The organism is Pseudomonas sp. GW821-FHT10C09 (assembly GCF_059415465.1).
The window spans coordinates 1-17402 of record NZ_JBWKNG010000033.1 but is presented as its reverse complement, the minus strand read 5'-3'; the positions used below and the strand labels follow the sequence as shown (position 1 = coordinate 17402).

Annotated in this window: 16 protein-coding genes and 1 pseudogene; 9 read left to right on the top strand and 8 right to left on the bottom strand. The window is 59.2% G+C overall.

Annotation, left to right across the window (positions count from 1 at the left end; all coding sequences use genetic code 11):
- Positions 1-20: 20 nt before the first annotated feature.
- The 6 genes from AC07N8_RS26780 (at position 21) to AC07N8_RS26755 (ending at position 7438) form a co-directional block, all read left to right on the top strand.
- On the top strand, positions 21-1589 hold the full coding sequence (locus tag AC07N8_RS26780) for an FGGY-family carbohydrate kinase (RefSeq protein ID WP_493146654.1): 1569 nt from the start codon (positions 21-23) through the stop codon (positions 1587-1589).
- Between the two features lie 240 nt (positions 1590-1829).
- A complete protein-coding gene (locus AC07N8_RS26775; protein WP_493146651.1) occupies positions 1830-3125 on the top strand; it encodes a phospholipase in 1296 nt (431 codons plus the stop codon).
- A 70-nt stretch (positions 3126-3195) separates the two neighbouring features.
- Positions 3196-5151, top strand: coding sequence for a DUF1302 domain-containing protein (locus tag AC07N8_RS26770; RefSeq protein WP_493146649.1), 1956 nt, complete (start codon positions 3196-3198; stop codon positions 5149-5151).
- A 157-nt stretch (positions 5152-5308) separates the two neighbouring features.
- The gene (locus AC07N8_RS26765) at positions 5309-6682 is read left to right on the top strand and encodes a DUF1329 domain-containing protein (RefSeq protein WP_493146647.1); all 1374 of its coding nucleotides are present in this window, start codon (positions 5309-5311) and stop codon (positions 6680-6682) included.
- A 94-nt stretch (positions 6683-6776) separates the two neighbouring features.
- Positions 6777-7022 carry a FitA-like ribbon-helix-helix domain-containing protein gene (locus AC07N8_RS26760; protein ID WP_483844029.1) on the top strand — a complete coding sequence of 82 codons (246 nt, stop codon included), beginning with the start codon at positions 6777-6779 and terminating at the stop codon, positions 7020-7022.
- Positions 7019-7438 carry a type II toxin-antitoxin system VapC family toxin gene (locus tag AC07N8_RS26755; RefSeq protein WP_493146643.1) on the top strand — a complete coding sequence of 140 codons (420 nt, stop codon included), beginning with the start codon at positions 7019-7021 and terminating at the stop codon, positions 7436-7438. The genes AC07N8_RS26760 and AC07N8_RS26755 overlap by 4 nt, the downstream gene beginning before the upstream one ends.
- Before the next feature lie 146 nt (positions 7439-7584).
- On the opposite strand, the gene AC07N8_RS26750 is transcribed toward AC07N8_RS26755, so the two are convergent.
- Positions 7585-8298, bottom strand: coding sequence for a methyl-accepting chemotaxis protein (locus tag AC07N8_RS26750; protein ID WP_405046815.1), 714 nt, complete (start codon positions 8296-8298; stop codon positions 7585-7587).
- 144 nt (positions 8299-8442) lie between these two features.
- A pseudogene (locus AC07N8_RS26745) lies at positions 8443-9369 on the bottom strand (methyl-accepting chemotaxis protein); the annotation flags it as partial.
- A 394-nt stretch (positions 9370-9763) separates the two neighbouring features.
- Between AC07N8_RS26745 and pmrG the strand changes: the two are divergent.
- The gene (gene pmrG / locus AC07N8_RS26740) at positions 9764-10435 is read left to right on the top strand and encodes a lipopolysaccharide core heptose(II)-phosphate phosphatase PmrG (protein WP_483844031.1); all 672 of its coding nucleotides are present in this window, start codon (positions 9764-9766) and stop codon (positions 10433-10435) included.
- Positions 10436-10460: 25 nt separating this feature from the next.
- Positions 10461-11324 (top strand): phosphatase PAP2 family protein, encoded by an 864-nt coding sequence (locus tag AC07N8_RS26735; RefSeq protein ID WP_493146638.1) that lies wholly within the window; start codon positions 10461-10463, stop codon positions 11322-11324.
- Here AC07N8_RS26735 and AC07N8_RS26730 read toward each other — a convergent pair.
- On the bottom strand, positions 11275-12714 hold the full coding sequence (locus AC07N8_RS26730; protein WP_493146635.1) for an ArnT family glycosyltransferase: 1440 nt from the start codon (positions 12712-12714) through the stop codon (positions 11275-11277). The genes AC07N8_RS26735 and AC07N8_RS26730 overlap by 50 nt on opposite strands.
- 252 nt (positions 12715-12966) lie before the next feature.
- Complete coding sequence (locus AC07N8_RS26725; RefSeq protein WP_493146632.1) at positions 12967-14373, bottom strand: DUF2252 domain-containing protein; 1407 nt, start codon at positions 14371-14373, stop codon at positions 12967-12969.
- A 202-nt stretch (positions 14374-14575) separates the two neighbouring features.
- On the opposite strand from AC07N8_RS26725, the gene AC07N8_RS26720 reads away from it, so the two are divergent.
- Positions 14576-14827, top strand: a complete 252-nt coding sequence (locus tag AC07N8_RS26720) for a helix-turn-helix transcriptional regulator (protein WP_493146630.1) — start codon at positions 14576-14578, stop codon at positions 14825-14827.
- A gap of 29 nt (positions 14828-14856) precedes the next feature.
- Here AC07N8_RS26720 and AC07N8_RS26715 read toward each other — a convergent pair whose 3' ends face one another.
- The 4 genes from AC07N8_RS26715 to AC07N8_RS26700 form a co-directional block, all read right to left on the bottom strand.
- A complete protein-coding gene (locus AC07N8_RS26715) occupies positions 14857-15264 on the bottom strand; it encodes a PIN-like domain-containing protein (RefSeq protein ID WP_493146628.1) in 408 nt (135 codons plus the stop codon).
- Positions 15261-15953 (bottom strand): DUF433 domain-containing protein, encoded by a 693-nt coding sequence (locus tag AC07N8_RS26710; protein ID WP_493146624.1) that lies wholly within the window; start codon positions 15951-15953, stop codon positions 15261-15263. Before AC07N8_RS26710 ends, AC07N8_RS26715 begins: the two co-directional genes overlap by 4 nt.
- Before the next feature lie 276 nt (positions 15954-16229).
- Positions 16230-16487: a hypothetical protein gene (locus AC07N8_RS26705; RefSeq protein WP_493146622.1), complete on the bottom strand. Its 258-nt coding sequence runs from the start codon at positions 16485-16487 to the stop codon at positions 16230-16232.
- A gap of 36 nt (positions 16488-16523) precedes the next feature.
- Positions 16524-16904, bottom strand: coding sequence for a DUF6124 family protein (locus tag AC07N8_RS26700; protein WP_493146620.1), 381 nt, complete (start codon positions 16902-16904; stop codon positions 16524-16526).
- Positions 16905-17402: the final 498 nt, after the last annotated feature.

Here is a 17402-nt window from a genome sequence, read left to right as displayed (position 1 = left end):
TGCCCATTGAAGAGAGCTCCATGGATAACCACCCGAACAAGCGTTACGTGCTGGCCATCGACAATGGCACCCAGAGCGTGCGCGCGCTGCTCTTCGACCTGCAGGGCAATCTGCTGGGCAAAGGCAAGGTCGAGTTGCAGGCCTATTACTCGACTCAACCCGGCTGGGCCGAGCAGGACCCGGAATATTACTGGGCGAAACTGGGCGAGGCGTGCCAGCAGGTGTGGCAGCAAACCGGTATCGATCGCTCACAGATTGCCGGCGTCTCCCTGACCACCCAGCGCGGCACCGTGATCAATGTCGATGCCCAAGGCAAGCCGCTGCGCCCGGCGATTCTGTGGCTCGATCAACGCCAGAGCGAAGTCGAAGGCGGGATCAAGGGGCCGTGGGGCTGGCTGTTCAAACTGGTCGGCGCGCAAGCCACCGTGGATTACTTTCGCGCCCAGGCCGAGGCCAACTGGATCGCCCGCCATCAGCCTGACGTCTGGGCGGCGACCGACAAGTTTTTGCTGCTTTCGGGGTTTCTGACTCATCGCCTGTGCGGGCGCTTTGTCGATTCCGTGGGTTGTTGCGTCGGCTACCTGCCATTCGATTTCAAACGCCTGAAATGGGCCGCGCCCAGCGATTGGAAATGGCAGGCGCTGGCGGTGCGTCCCGAGCAATTGCCGAGCCTGCACAAACCCGGTGAAACCCTGGGTTTCATCACCGCTGAAGCCAGTCGCCACACCGGCATTCCCGAAGGAATTCCGCTGATCGCTGCAGGTGCCGACAAGGCCTGCGAAGTCGTCGGTTCCGGTGTCGTCGACGCGGACACGGTGTGCCTGTCCTACGGCACCACCGCGACGATCACCAGCACCCGGTCGCGCTACCTGGAAATCGTCCCGCTGATTCCGCCTTACCCGTCTGCATTGCCGGATCAATACAACTGCGAGGTAATGATTTATCGCGGTTACTGGATGGTCAGCTGGTTCAAGAACGAGTTCGGCCTGCGGGAAATGCAGCAGGCCAAAGCGCAGGGCATCGAACCTGAGCAACTCTTCGATGCACTGGTCGACGCCGTGCCGCCGGGGTCCATGGGGCTGATGCTGCAACCCTACTGGTCACCGGGTATCCGCGAGCCGGGAGTGGAAGCCAAGGGCGCGATGATCGGCTTCGGCGACGTGCATACCCGCGCGCACATTTATCGGGCGATCCTCGAGGGTTTGGCGTATGCCTTGCGCCAGGGCATGGAGAAGATCGAGAAACGTTCGAAAATCTCCGTCAAGCGTTTGCGCGTTGCCGGTGGCGGCTCCCAGAGTGATGCGGCGATGCAGCTCACGGCGAACATTTTCGGGCTGCCGGCCGAGCGTCCGCATGTGTACGAAGCGTCCGGTCTGGGCGCGGCGATTTGCTGCGCGGTGGGGCTGGGTTTGCACGCGGATTTTCCCACGGCGATCGCGGCCATGACTCGGGTGGGCGAGGTGTTCATGCCGCAACCCGAGGCGCAGCAGATCTATGAGCGACTGTACAAAGAGGTTTACCTGCGCATGTACCGCCAGCTCAAGCCGTTGTACCAAAGCATCCGCAACATCACTGGTTACCCCGCCTGAAACAACACCAAAAAATCCCCTGTGGGAGCGAGCCTGCTCGCGAAAGCGGAGTGTCAGTCACCGATGATTTCACTGACATACCGCTTTCGCGAGCAGGCTCGCTCCCACAATGGTTGACGGTGTTTCCTTCAACTTCACGTGGCGCTATCGGAGAACTTTTCTGGTGAGATTGGACAGTGTCAGGGGCAGGGGCGGTTGTTAGGCTCAACCCCACTGCTCATCCAATAAGAACCAAAAGCAATGAAGCTGACATTCCTCCTGTTGCTGCTTTGTGGAACGGCACCGATGGCATGGGGCTGGTCCAACCATACGGTCGGCAGCTACCTGGCGTTGCAGGATCTGCCGGCCTTGCGCGATGCGCCGCAGGTCGAGGTCGAGGTCGAGCCGCTGGAACAGTTTCTCGCGCAACAATACCCCGCCGTGACTGCGCTGCTGGACGAACAGGAACGCTTCGCTCGCGAGCACTTCGCCCAGTACCCGCCGCGCCCCGACAACCTGAAATTGCCCGCCGTGCCTGGGGACAATTTGCGCCACGACTTCCTCACCGCGCTGCGGATCAATCCGCAGATTCATCTGGCGATGGTTATCCAGCCGATGCCGGGCAAGGATCTGCCCGAGCGTGAACACCTGAGGGCCGAGCAGGTCATGGTTGAGCAGACCCTCTCGCCGTGGAATCGCCAGCGTTTCATCCGCGTGGCTGACGGTGAAAAAGTCGCGCCCCTGGCCGTGTTGGCCAGCGCCGCTGACGAGCCTGATTACGGCCATGACATCAACCTGTTCAGCGACAACCCAGGCGAGGTGGGCGCCTTGTACGGCTTCGGCCTGCAGCCCTTTGGCGATCCCCGGTTTCAGTACAGTTCCCAGGCGCCGTTCCATATGGGCTTCTTCCATGAAAGTGCGGTGGTGTATGCCGCGGCCGGATTTCTTCAGCGCAGCTGGCCGGACTGGCGCGCCTACCAATACATGGGGTTGGCGCGACTGGCGTTTGCCAGCGGCCATCCTTACTGGGGCTATCGTTTTCTCGGTTGGGGGCTGCACCACGTTCAGGACCTGACCCAGCCTTATCACGCCAAGCCATTGCCCGGCGTCGAGCTGGCGAGCCTGCTGCTACTGGAAAGCAAGGCGTTGGCCGGCTTCGATGCCGACAAGCATGCCGCCATTGAACGGGTCGCCACCCGGCACATGGAAGTGGAGAAGTATCAGTCGACCTGGCTGCGTCGCCTGCTGCGTGCCGGCCGGGCACATCCGATGCTCGACGCTTATGCCGACGCTGCTCAGGACGCCAGTTACCCACCGTACTCGGTCGACTACCTGCGCGAAGTGGTGAGCGCCGAGTCCGCCGATGAATCCGCAGCGTTTGATGAAGCCATCGGACAGTGGCTGGACACGGCCCCGATCACCAGCGATTTCAGCGCCGGTAACCAGGTGCAGCGCGAAGACTTCGACCATCCGGCACTGAACCAACAGCTGTTCAAACTGCTGGGGCATTTCGGCGCGCACAGCCGGATTTATGTCGATGCGGGGCTTGCGCCATAGCCTTCGCGGCAACGTTGACCGCGCACACAGACACCATAAAAACAATAAAACCAGGGAAGAGGAACAGATCATGAGAACCCGATTTCGCCTGTCCGGCGCGGCGCTCCCCGGCGTCGGGCTGGCAGGGCTGCTGCAACTGTGCGCGGTCGACGGCGTGCAGGCCGAGGAGTTCAGTGTGCTGGACAATCAGGTCACTGGCTCTTTCGACAGCACGTTGTCCTATGGCCGCTTGTGGCGGGTCCAGGGCCGCGACAAGAACAACGACGACGTCAACACCAACGACGGCAATCGCAACTTCGACACCGGGCTGGTTTCCGAGGTGTACAAGATCACTTCGGAGCTTGAGGCCAACTATCAGAACTACGGGATGTTCATGCGCGGCACCGCGTTCTATGACACCCAACTGATGGACAAGCGCAACGATTACTACAGCAACAACAACCCCTCGCAACCGAGCCAGAGTTACCCGCAGGACGACCACTTCACCGGCCAGACCCGCGACATCGCCGGCAGTCGGGTGGAGATGCTCGACGCTTATCTCTATGGCAACTGGGACGTCGCGCAGATGCCGGTCACGGCCCGTATCGGGCGTCAGGTGTTCAACTGGGGCGAGGGGATTTTCTACCGGGGCGGGATTAACACCACCAACCCGGTGGACGCGGCCAAGTACCGTTTGCCTGGCGCCGAAGTCAAGGAAGTGCTGGTGCCGGTGGAGGCGCTCAGCTTCAACATCGGCCTGACCGACACCCTGACCATGGAAAGCTTTTACCAGACCAACTGGAAGGAAACCCGCATCGACCCAGTCGGTACGTTCTACTCGCAAACGGACCTGTTCGCCGACGGCGGCAACACCGGCTACAACAATTTTACCGATACTGCGCTGGACACTCCGGTGCCCGGTTTCGGCAACGTGATCGGCCTGTACAGCGCGCTGGGCAACAACCCGTTGCTCAACCAGGCCCTGAGCACTACCGGTCTTTACGCCAACGGGGTTACCCCGACTTTCGGCAATACCGTCAAGGTCGCTTCGGTCGGCAAGGATTACAACGCGCGCAACGACGGCCAGTTCGGATTTGCCTTTCGCTACATCGCCGAACAACTCAACAGCACCGAGTTCGGCGTGTACATGGTCAATTACCACGCCAAGGAGCCGACCATTTCCGCCGATCTGGGCGGGTACAAAGGGGTCGACATCAATGCGCTGACCAACCTGTTGTCCGGGGTGGCGGGCAGTCAGGCGGGGCAACTGGCCAACGGCCTGACGACTATTGATGTGCTGGGCAATATTCAGGCGCATCGCCGTTACGCCGAAGACATCCGCATGTACGGCTTCAGTTTCAACACCACCCTGGGCCAGGCATCGGTGTTCGGTGAAGTGGCGTATCGGCCGAACCTGCCCATCGGCGTTGCGGCCACCAACGACCTGATCGGCGACCTGGCCAACGGCGCTGCCGCAGCGGCGGGCGGCCAGACCATCAACATTGGCGGGCAGCAGGTCACGCTCGCCAGCCAGATCAATAACGCCGAGCGAGTGGAAGCGTTCAACACGTCGCTGGGCACCATTTACAACTTTGGCCCGAGCCTGTCGTTCGACTCGATGTTCGGCGTGTTCGAACTGGCGTCCGAGCACCTGCGCGGCAGCAGTCTGCACTACACCGCTTATGACGGCAGTACGCGTTACTACGCGGGCACCGGTAACTTTTCCTATGTGTCCGGCGGCGATCGCGCCGACCAGGTCAACCGCGATTCCTACAGCTACACCGCGATGGTCAATGGCACCTGGAACGACGTGTATGCCGGGGTCAACGTTTCGCCTTACGTCGTCTACAAGGACGACTTCCAGGGCAACAGTTATCAGGCCGGCAACACCATCGAGGGCCGCAAGGCCTACACCCTGGGGATCAAGGCCAACTACCAGAACAAGCTGGAGGCCGAGCTGCAATACACCGAGTTCTACGGCGGCGGGCAGGACAACGGCCTTCGCGACCGCGACAACGTCGGCTTCAACCTCAAGTATTTCCTTTAAGTGCTACACGCAAACCCCCTGTGGGAGCGAGCCTGCTCGCGAAGACGGCCGCACAGCCAATAAAGATGTCGCCTGACACACCGCTTTCGCGAGCAGGCTCGCTCCCACGGGGATCTGCTGTGTTTTGCGAACCTGCTGGATTTTTCGGAGAACGATCATGTTTCACACCTCACGACTGACCAAAACCACGCTGGCGCTGGTCCTGACCCTGGCCGCCGGCAGCACGCTGGCCGCCATCTCGCCCCAGCAAGCCGAGCAATTGAAAACCACCCTGACACCGCTGGGCGCCGAGCGTGCCGGCAATGCCGCCGGGACGATTCCGGCGTGGGCCGGCGGTATCACCCAGGCGCCGGCCGGCTACAAACCCGGTCAACACCACCCGGACCCGTACGCGTCGGACAAGCCGCTGTTCACCATCACCAAGGCCAACCTTGATCAGTACAAGGCCCACCTCAGCCCGGGTCAGGTCGCCCTGTTCAACAGCTACCCCGACACCTTCCAGATGCCGGTCTATCCCTCTCGCCGGTCGGGCTCGGCACCGCAGTGGCTGTATGACAACACCTTCAAGAATGCGACCTCGGCCAAGCTGCTCGAAGGCGGCAGCGGGTTTTCCGATGCCTATGGCGGCGTGCCGTTCCCGGTGCCCAAGGACGGGATCGAAGTGCTGTGGAACCACATCACCCGTTATCGCGGCATCTATGTGGTACGTCGCGCCTCCGAAGCGCCGGTACAGCGCAACGGCAGCTTCGCGCTCGTGACCTCGCAGCAGGAAGGTCTCTTCAACTATTACCGTCCGGGCGGGCAGTTTGCCGACCTGAAAAACATCCTGTTTTACTACCTGGCGTTCGTGAAGAGCCCGGCCCGGCTGGCCGGCGGTGCGGCGTTGATTCACGAGACCCTGGACCAGCTCAAGGACCCGCGTCAGGCCTGGGTCTACGACGCCGGCCAACGCCGTGTGCGCCGCGCGCCGAACCTGGCGTATGACACGCCAATCGCCTCATCCGATGGCCTGCGCACGGCGGACGATACCGACCTGTTCAACGGCTCGCCGGACCGCTACGACTGGAAGCTCAAGGGCAAGCAAGAGGTCTACATTCCGTACAACAACTACAAAGTCGGCAGCCCTGACGTGAAGTACGCGCAGTTGCTCACACCGGGCCACCTCAACCCGCAATACACCCGTTATGAGCTGCATCGAGTCTGGGTGGTCGAAGGCACGCTCAAGCCGGGCTCGCGGCATATCTATTCCAAGCGTGTGCTGTTTCTCGACGAGGACAGCTGGGGCGCCGCACTGGTGGATCAATATGACGGGCGAGGGGAGTTGTGGCGGGTGTCGATGGCCTACCTGAAAAACTTCTACGACCTGCCTACCACCTGGAGTGCGCTGGACGTTTTCCATGACTTGCAGGCGCGTCGTTACTACGTGCAGAACCTGGACAACGAAGAACCGGCCACCGTGGACTTCGCCCAACCGGTGCCGGAAGACGCGTACTTCATGCCGTCGGCCTTGCGTCAGCGCGGGACGCGGTGAGTGGTGCCATTGGCCGTTCGGAAGATTGCCGGGTTTTGGCTAGGTAGGATGTGCTAGCATGCAATCAATGATTTCATTGATTGCAGGAGGCGATATGGCCAGCATCACAATTCGAAACCTCGATGAGAAACTCAAGGAGCAGTTGCGTATCACCGCGGCTCATAACGGACATTCGATGGAAGAAGAGGCTCGCCAGATTCTAGGACGGGCCTTGGAGACTGTTGATCGGGCGGGTGGGCTTGGTAGCCGGATTCGCAGCAGATTCAGTGCAAGCGATGGGGTTGAGCTCGATCTGCCTGCACGTCAGGAAAAAGCGACTGCGGTGGATTTCTCTGAATGATAGTGCTCGATACCAATGTGCTTTCTGAATTTATGCGTATCGAGCCGGAGCCAGCCGTATTGGATTGGGTCGATGCGGTGCCCGCGATGGATCTGGCGATCAGTGCAATAACTGTGGCGGAAATTCTTCACGGCATCGCGCGACTTCCGTTTGGCAAACGTAAGCAGAAACTGGAATCTCATGCGATGGCCATGTTCGAAGAGGACTTTGCCGGGCGTATTTTGCCGTTTGATGCCCATGCCGCTGTCGAGTACGCGACGCTGGTCGCAGGTGCTGAAGCAAAGGGGAGAGCGGTTTCCATGGCAGATGCGCAAATTGCCGCCATTTGCCGAAGTCACGGGGCTTCGATAGCCACCCGCAATGTACGGGACTTCGAGTTTTCAGGGGTTGAGGTAATCAATCCGTGGGAGGCATGAACATCTTCGCCGGCAGGTAGACCGCATTCGCGAGCAGGCTCGCTCCCACAGGGGACTTGGGTCGTTCACAAATTCTGTGTTCGACCCCGTACCTGTGGGAGCGAGCCTGCTCGCGAATCGATTTTTCATTCACCGCAAGGCGAATGTCAGACTCGGAAGTGGCTGACCATCTGCTGCAATTGACCACCCAACCGTGCCAGCTCAACGCTCGACGCAGCGGTTTCATCGCTGGCAGCGGCGGTTTGTTCCGATACATCGCGCACATTGATGATGCTGCGGCTGATCTCTTCGGCCACGGCGCTTTGCTGTTCGGCAGCGGCGGCAATCTGCTGGTTCATCGACTGGATGTTGGACACCGTGCGGGTGATGTTTTCCAGCGACACACCGGCCTTGCGGGTCAGCGCGACGCTGCTGTCGGTCAGGGCGCGGCTGTTGTTCATGACCGCTGACACTTGTTGCGTGCCATTTTGCAGAGCAGCCACCAGGCCTTCGATTTCTTCGGTGGATTTCTGCGTACGCTGGGCCAGGCCCCGCACTTCATCGGCCACTACCGCAAAACCACGACCGGCTTCACCGGCGCGCGCGGCTTCAATCGCGGCGTTGAGTGCCAGCAAGTTAGTTTGTTCGGCGACGGCCTTGATCACGTCCATCACGCTGCCGATCTTGTCGCTTTCCTGTTGCAACACGCTCATGGCTTCGGTGGAACGCACCACTTCACTGGCCAGACGCTCGATCTGGGCGATGGCTTCGTTGACCACTTTGTCGCCTTCGCGGGCTTCGCCGTCTGCCGCGGCGGCGGCTTGCGACGCTTCTTCGGCATTGCGCGCGACTTCCTGCACAGTGGCAGTCATCTCGTGCATGGCGGTGGCGACCTGATCGGTCTCGATCTTCTGGCTGTTCACCCCGGCGCTGGTTTGTTCGGTCACGGCCGACAGTTCTTCGGCGGCGCTGGCGATTTGCGTGACGCCGTCGCGGATGCCGCTGATCAGGTCGCGCAGGGTCACGCCCATGCGCGCGATGCCTTGCTGCAACACACCGAGTTCGTCACGGCGAGTGACGTTGACGTCCTGGGACAGGTCGCCGCTGGCGATGCGTTCAACCACGGCCAGGGTGTCACGAATCGGGCCAGTGATTTGACGGGTGATGATCACAGCGGCAATTACGCCGACCAGCAGCGCGAGCAAGGTGCTGATCAATTGCAAGGTACGGGCCTGGGCGCTTTCGGCGTCGCGGCGGTCGAGCTGGATCTGATACAGCTGATCGCTCAGGGTCACGATGGCGGCGCCCTGGTCGGTCATTTCCTTGCGCGCCTGCACCGCATCGGTGTTGGCCGCTTTATAGGAATGCAAGGCGTTGCGGTAGTTGACCAGCGCGGTTTCCAGCTGACGCAAGGCGTCTTGCTGAGTCTCGGCGAACTGCGCGTTCAGTGGTTTGAGGCTGGCAATCGCTGCGTCCAGTTGGCCGACGGCTGTTTGCTCGGTCTCGGCGTTGGTGGTGGCGGTGTAGCCGCGCACTTCGTAGCGGGCCAGGATGAACGCTTCCTTGGCGGCAGTGATGGCCTGGAACTGCTCGAAGCGCTGATCGCTCAGCGGCATTTGCTGCACGCGGGTGCTGATGGAGTCGATCAGCGAGCTGGCGGTTTCAGCATTGGCGCCCATGGTGTCGCGGGCACTGTTGCCGGTGCGGTAGGCGCTGCGCATTTTGTTCAGCGAGGTCTGGTACGCCGCAATGACGGTGCCTTGCTCTTTGAGCAGCTTGAGGTTTTCCGGGCTCTTGAATTTCGACAGCAACGCTTGTTGCTGAGCCGAGAAGGCGTCGAGGGTGGTCTGTACGTTCTGCGCGGCGGTTTCGTCGCCGTTGGTCAGCATGTATTGCAGGCGCACCACACGCAGCTTGGTCAGGCCGGCGTTGAGCTGGGTGATGTCGCTCATCCAGTTGCTGCGGTCAATCAGGCTGCCCAGGCTGGTCCAGCCGGTCAGGGCCAGGACGCAGGTCAATGCCAGGACCAGGCCGAATCCCAGGCCCAGTTTCATGTTCACGCTGATATTGCCGAACCAGCTATTCATCAATTCCTCCAGGAACGTTGTGTTTCTTGATCGTCGGTTGGCTGGAAGATTGTTGTTTTTGGGAGCCAGCAAGGTAGGTCGCAGGTGTGTATCGGCCGCATTCGCGAGAGCTGAAAGGATTTTGTAGGGCGCAACCTGTAACAAGGCTTTGCGTGCCTTTTAAGCTTTTTTTCACATGAGTTTCACTCGCTGCCGACGCTTGCCTCTTTAGGCTCAGCGGATTTGATGAGCGCAGTACGTGCCGGCGAGGCGGCTTGATGTGGAATTGAGACTGAATCTACTCGGGATAAAACGCTCGATCGACTTGAGGCGCTTAGCCCGCTACCGCAATGCGGCGGTGGTGCTGGCGTCGGCGCTGCTGGTGATCCCGTTGACGGTCTGGCTGTTGCAACCCGCCGCGGTGCCGGACCTGGCCCATGGCAATGTCGCGGGTGCCAAGGCACTGACGGACGGTTGGACCAAGGGTGACATGATCGTGTTGGTGCGCCATGTTGAACGCTGCGATCACTCCCCGGCTGCTTGTCTGGCGGGCGATGATGGCATCACCGAGCGTTCCCGCAGCGTGGCGGTCAGTGTCGGCGAGCAGTTCCAGCGCCTCGGGATGAGCAAGGCGGACGTTTACAGCAGTCCGATGGTCCGCACGGCGCAGACCGCCAGTTTCATGTTCAGCAAGGCAGGCGTCGGTGAAGACTGGCTAATCAGTTGCAAGGGCACTATGTTGCGTGATGCTCTGGCGCACAAAGTGGCGGGTCGAAATCTGGTGCTGGTGACGCACAGCGAGTGCATGGCGCAACTTGAAAAAGACCTCAAGTTGCCGACCTCGACCCCGGGTTACGGCGCTTCATTGTTTATCTCCGCTCCAACACCGCAATCGACACACATGCTGGGTTTCATTGAAGCCTCCGACTGGCACACGGTAACCACCGAATGAATTTTTCTCTGGATCAGGACACACCATGCTGAATTTTTCCCGCCACCGCTTTTACTGGGTGAACTTCGGTATTGCGCTAGCCTGCGCGGCCGTGGTTTTCCTGATGTTCGACATGACCAAAATCGACATCTGGTTCAGCAACCTTCTTTTTGACCCGGTCACCCAGACCTTCCCGCTCGACAAGGTTCACTTCTTCGAGAAACTCACGCACAAGTGGGCGCGGATCATTCCCAACTGGACCGCTGAAATCGCCTTGATCGGCATGTTGCTGTCGTTTGTCTGGCCATTGGTCAACCCGCAAAAACGTCCGCGTATCGGTCACTTCCTGGAGCGGATCAAAGCCGCCCCGGTGCTGCGGTTTACCGCCGACCATCGCCGTGACTTTATCTTTGTGGTGGTGGCGTTTGCCGTGTGCACCGGCGTGATCCACTTCCTCAAGGCGCACACCAGCGTGTACTGCCCGATTGAAACGACCCTCTACGGCGGCAAGATTGCCCACATGGAGTGGTACAACAACTTCCAGCTGTTCCGCGAAGCCGGTGACGGTCGCTGCTGGCCGGGTGGGCATGCGTCGGGCGGTTTCACCATGCTCGCGCTGTACTTCGTTGCCCGCCGTTACCAGTGGCGCTTTTCCAAAGCGGTGTTGTGGTTCTCGCTGGTGCTGGGTTTCGTCTACGGCACCACGCGGGTCCTGCAAGGCTGGCACTACATGTCCCACACCTTCTGGGCCGGGATCTTTGTCTGGCTGGCGTGCCTGCTGACAGCCCTGGCGTTTTACGGTCGGGCCAGGCTGGACGTGCCGGTGCTGAAAAAGGCCGAGCGCTCCAGTGTGGATGTAGTTACAGGCTCACAAAGTAGTAAACCTGTCGCCCCACCGTCATTGTCTTGAGCACTTTCAACGGCGCGGCCGGTTCGGTATCACCGGACATGACCGCGACGTTGGACGCTGATGCCGCGAGAAACTCATGCAGTTGCGCGTCAGTGTCCAGGCCTTTGAGCAGGCGCTGGCTGTAGAACACACTGGCGCCGCCCACCCGCTCATTGGCCTGGAACAGGGCGACTTGCTGCCCGTTGGCCTGCATCGTTTGAATCTGCGCGGTCAGCGGCACGAAGGACAAGGTGCGATCCGCCAGCGGCATCGCCCATTGTGCGGCGCCAAGGTAGCCGCCAATCACCACGGCGAACACGCCGATCACCCCACCCCGTCGATACCGTGCGATGCGACCCAACAGGGTTGCAGCGGTTTCACGCGCCTTCAGTTTTGCGTACAGCACGCTCGCGTATTCCGCCGCAATCACCGCTGCCGCCGGTGTCATCGACATCAGGTACACAGTGCGTTTGCTCGAGGCCAGCGTCAGCATGGCGAACTGTGCCAGCAGCCACAGCGTGAAAAACAGCAAGTAACGATTGGCCACCAGGCTTTTACGAAAGTGCCACAGCCCCAGGTACACCAGAATATTCCACGGCAAAAACGCTTGTGGCAGCTTGGCCAGGTAGTAGTAGAACGGTTCGTAATGCCCGGCCTCGACGAACGAGCCGCTGAAGCGTCCGACACTGTTGGTCAGCAGCACATCCGTCACGGCCTGCGCTCCACCGCGCTGATAGAGCATGACGAGCCAGATCAGCAGCGGCACCAACCCCAGCAGCGTCAACAGTGCGGGGCGCAGCCAGGCAGCAAGGTTCAGGCGCTTGTCGATCAGTGTGTCGGCCAGCAGGTACGCGAAGATCACCACCCCCGGCATGGCCAGGCCCAGCACGCCTTTACTCAAGGTCGCGATAGCAATCCCTGAAGCAAACAGCAGCGCATTGCCGAGCGTCGACTGCCGCTGCCCTTCAAAGAACGCGAGCAACGCCATGCTCACGCCCAACGCCAGCAAGGCGTCTTCGCCGACGCCACGCACGTTGCTCCAGTAACTGGCCATGGTGGCGAGCAGGATGCCCGCCGTCCACGCTATTTCCTTGGGGCGGCCGAACCGGCGGAGCATCGCGTAAAGAATCATCACGCTGAACAACCCGGCAAAGGCCGACGCCAGTCGCACGGCCCACGGTGTGCCGCCGAACACGCGGATCGCGGTGGCATCGAGCCACAAACTTAAGGGAGGTTTTTCAAGAAACGGTTCGCCAAACAAACGGGGGGTCACCCAGTCGTTATCCAGGTGCATTTCCATGGCGATTCCGGCCACCCGAGCCTCAGTGGAACCTTGCAGTTGGTAATTGCCCAGCGCGTAAAAGAACAGCAACGCGGCAAGCAGAAACAGTGAAGCGGCGGGGCGGGACATGGACGTCGAAGACCGGACAGAGAGCTGAGAGGCCGATCATAGGAAATGAGAGCTGAACGAAATGTGAACGGCGCGTAGTAATCGAGTAATAGAAAACCCAACCCAATGGCGACCCTTATTTCAGGCAAAAAAAAGCCCGCGGGAGGGCGGGCAAACCGTAGTTTCTTGAATGAGCGAGGGCAATGTACCGATTGTTGAGGCGCGATGGGGTGAAGAAAAGTTCATGTAGATGAACGCCCGCGCGCGGTGCGTCTACGGCAAATGATCCGCCGCAAAATCCGCCTCTGAACGCGCGCGCAACTGGCCCTTGCGGCAGGCTTGCTGGAATCGTTCATAGTCGCGGCCGTTCTGGTCGGTGTAGTTCTTCGCGTACTTGACCAGCGCCTCGGCCAGCGCATCGCTCTTGCCGATGTAGCCGCTGATCTGCGAGGCGTGCCCGGATGATTTGGCATGCGCGCGGGCGAGGGCGCGACCACACAAGCGCCCGTAGGCCTCAAAGGCTTCGGCATCGAAGTTTTCCAGTTCCGCTGAAATCTTCATATCGCGCAGCTGGCGCACATAAAAGTGTCGACCGCTGGGGCCGCGGGCCCAGCCGAGGAACAGGTCACTGGCCGACTGCATCAAGCGCTGACCATCGACCACCCGCTGACCCTCATGCCGGACACGTGACTTGACCTTCACGTAATCAGCGAGCACCGAACGCCGCGCTTCCTTGAATTGCAGGAACAACGGGAACTCCTGTTCATCCGTCAGCAACGCCACCAGGCAACGGGTGCCGACACTGCCCACGCCCACGACTTTGAAGGCCATGTCGTGAACGTGAAACCGTGACAGCAACTCACGACGGTCGGCTTGCAGCGTGCTTCGGTAATCGCTCATGAATGTTTTGTACAGCGGGCGCCAGTCCGAGAGGCGCAGCCAGTCATCGTCGGCGTCCAGCAGCGTGGTGTCTTTATGCAGATGGAAAATTTCCGGCAGGTCATCGCGAATCACCAAATGGCCTTTCGCGTCACGCTCGCTGATCTTTGGCAGCAGCTCGGCATGCGTCCGCCGTTCGGCTTTTTCGATGGCGCGCTCCACATGCTCCAGCGTGCTTTTGCTCGCCTGCTTGAGCAAATCATCGTAGCTGATGGACTCATACCAGTTCTCCAGCGAGCTTTGTTGGGCGCACTCCAGCATGGTGTCCTGATAGGCGCGGACCACCTGGAGGCAGACGTTTTCTTCTACCGTCTCACCGTGGCGCAGGTCGCGAGCCGCCACCATGAAACTCGCCACCAGACGTTTCAGATCCCACTCCCACGGGCCGGGGTGAACCTCGTCGAAATCATTGACGCTGAACAACAGATTGCGCTCGGGCGTGGCGAATCCACCGAAATTCATCAGGTGGCAATCGCCGCAGATCGTCGAGACCAGGCCCATGTTGGACGTGGTGGCCAGGTCGTGAGCCTGCAGCAGGGCGTTGCCGCGATAGAAGGTGAACGGCGACACCAGCATGCGGCCATACCGTAACTCGACCAGCGACTTGATCCGGCCTTCGCTGGACTGTTTGATCAGCGGGATTGGGTCACGGGTTACTTTTCCCATGGACGCTTGAGCACTGCGCGAGCAGTTTTTGCGAGCAGCCTTGCCTTGCTTCAAACGGTCGTTGAGGGTGGTCATGGGGGCTCTTTTTGGGGTGGAGTTCTGAGTTGAGTTGGAGCTGAGTGTAGAAGGGGGTTAGAGGGTTATGCGAGGTGGTGGGGGTGCAAATAAAAAGGTCTAGGGAAGCAAACAAGCAGGAAATCCGGGAATCCATCAGTTCTGATTAGCGCGAATGTCATGTATACGATACATTAAGGTATAAATGTTACGATAACGGCACATGGACTATTCACTGATCAGCTCCCGCCTGGGTAAGCAAATACGCGAAAAGCGTATTAATCGTGGCTTGACGCAAGTTCAGCTCGCAGAACTCGCGGGGCTGACACGGCAAAAAGTCATCGCGGTAGAAAAGGGCACTCTTACGGTTGGGATGATCGCTTTTGCTCGAGTTTTGGCTGCGCTGGATTGTGAGCTATCGGTCATTCCGGCGGCGATGCCGACACTTGAAGAGCTAGAGGGGCTTTTCGAGTAAAAATGCTCTCTCTCAGAGAATGGCGAACGTTAAATCTTTATCTGATCAAATTTCCCGTGGGCAGGAAATTTCCACGGCACGCGGAACGCGGCACCGCCTCTAATCAGATGGGCTTGAGCCGTGATCGCAGGCCACCAACGCACCAGGTTATGCGCTTTGTTCCAATAGGACTCATTTCCCCAATGCCTGGCCAGGCAGAAAACGGGTAGGCCGGATTCGCGAAACGCCCGTTTTTCTAGATCGCCTTTTGTAAATTTATCTTGTGAAATTACCGCCCAGCCACCTTCATTGCTCAGCACTGAAATCCAGTCCACGTCGGTGGTGTTTTGCGGGAATTTATCTCTCAGTGGCAATACCGAATGGCCTTCCGCTTTAGTCAGCTCATTTAACGCACGGGCCAAAGCGGGAGGAAGGTTGTTATCCAGTAAGAAATTCAAGCAGCATTCCTTTGCTCAAAGTGCACCGCCGCTTCAACGGCTGCCGTAGGAATCTCATAAAGCAGCGCCACGCGTTTGGTGTCTTGCCCCTCTGTCTGATAAGCGCTGAAAATTGTCGCCGTATCAATTCCAGCAGTTGTGAGAACGGGTTTTCCGAAGTTTCGCGAAGGGTCCAGAACGATGGCTTTGCTGCGCTTGACGGGATACCAACGCTGAGCGGCCTCTGATTCCGTGTAGTCAATTCCCTCATACAGAGAAGGCTTGATGACTTGCTCAAAAGCGTATTGGCGCTTTATCAAATCCAGAAGGGATTCATCCCCTGTTTCACTCAACACGGTGGCGAAAATACTTCGGCCGTCGGTTTGAAAGCGTTTGCAGGTAAATGGATAGGCTTGGTTAAACAACTCTTTTGCTTGCTGTGAAGCGCTGCGGATGGCCTGCAGGCTGATACCGTGCTGCCGGAAGGCATGGACGAAGCGAATTTCCAGGAGGTCATGAAAGCCTAGAACGGCCTCATCCAGGTCAGCCAGTTCTGAGTTCCAGATCCCCGGATACTGAACACCCTGCGCGGTATATCCGAATAGCCATCGGCGAATATCGGCAGCTGGAATCCCTGTGTAAAGGGAGGCTTCAGCCGGTGTGTATAAGCCAATACCGACAAGGCGGCCAGGCAGTTTGATGGTTTGCAATGTGGCCTCCTTGTCATCAGGTTATTCGGCGAGGTGATTCTGGTGGGAAGGGTGATCCCAGGCAACCGGTCATGGACGAGTAGCCGTTTTGTGGGTTCCAGCGTAGGTCTAAAGGCTGAACGGCACAATCAGCTCCGAGTCGTTAAGGGTTGAAGGAAATTTCCGAGGAGTCTGTCCTTTAATTCGTTCGCAGGAAGACCAGGAGTTGAAGCCAAAAAAAGCACCTGCGATGTTCTCGTCAGGTGCTTTCTTTATTGATGGGCTATGGCCACTTCGTTAGATCGTCGAAACCTGCGCCTGCAATCGCCGGCCTACGACATCGAGCAAATCGCAGCCATCGCGTAGCGACGTCACCAGTACCCGCGCCAGTTCACTGTGAATACCCTCGCCAAACGCGATGCTCTCCAGCAACTGAGTCGCGGTGCGGATACGGTAAGCCGCGGTTTCGTGCAGCACGTCCAGCGGTGCTGCGGTGTCGATCAGCAACGACGCGATGGTGCAGTCGATGCCGGTGATAGGCATGTATCTATCCATGACAAAACTCTCCATTTGGTAAAAGAAAGCGACTACTCAGGCTGCTGCTGAACGAACCTCAGGCAGCCCGTCAGGCGGATCAAGGTTGTCCAGCGCGCGGTTGACCAACAGCTCCGCCAGTACGCTCAACTGCTGAATGGCCAGTGCCACGTTCCGCCGCGAGCCTTCGAGTTTGCAGGCGAGGTCGGTGGTCATGACGTTTAGCGATGCGAGGGTTTCGCAGGCATGAGCGAGCAGGGTGGGTGTGTCGATATCGGGGAGGAGGGTGAAGACGTGGCTGATGGGGTCGGGGTGTTGTGGGTTGCGTAGGCGAGCGCTGACGGTGCGTTCGGTGGTATCCGAGAGTTGAGTCAAATCGGAAGTGTCTGCATCTGAACGTGCCTCAGATGCAGGCGGATTTGGAGTGATCTTTTTCAATTGAATGCCCTCACACTATGGATAAGAGCTACCAATCCCCTGCTGTCAAACAGGATTGGGTGGCAGCTGTACGCGGGTTGACAGACCGGAAGTGTGAGAACCCGGTGCACCCGGAGATGCCCCGCGCACAGCCACCATAACGAGACTGCATGCGCGTGAGCATGCCGCCCGGTCGGGAGGGAGTGCAGATTACACTTTTCAGCCTGTCAAAGCCGATCGCTGTTTTGTAGCGACATCTGAAGGCTATCGACGCAGAACCGCTTCCGCCAGTTCATGAAAGTCGATACGAGTTGCGGGAAGTTTCCTAGGACGCGGACTACATCCACTGGGATAGCTTGCGCTTGCGAATCAGAGCAAGTGAGCGCCGGCAAGAACTAGTCCGATGGGAGGCGATGACTAGCCAAAAATTGGCGAAAAAAAAGGTTCTTCACGGAATCCCGGGAAACACAGAAACAAGAACGCCGATTTGATTGATGATGTTCGTGCGAGCAAACACAT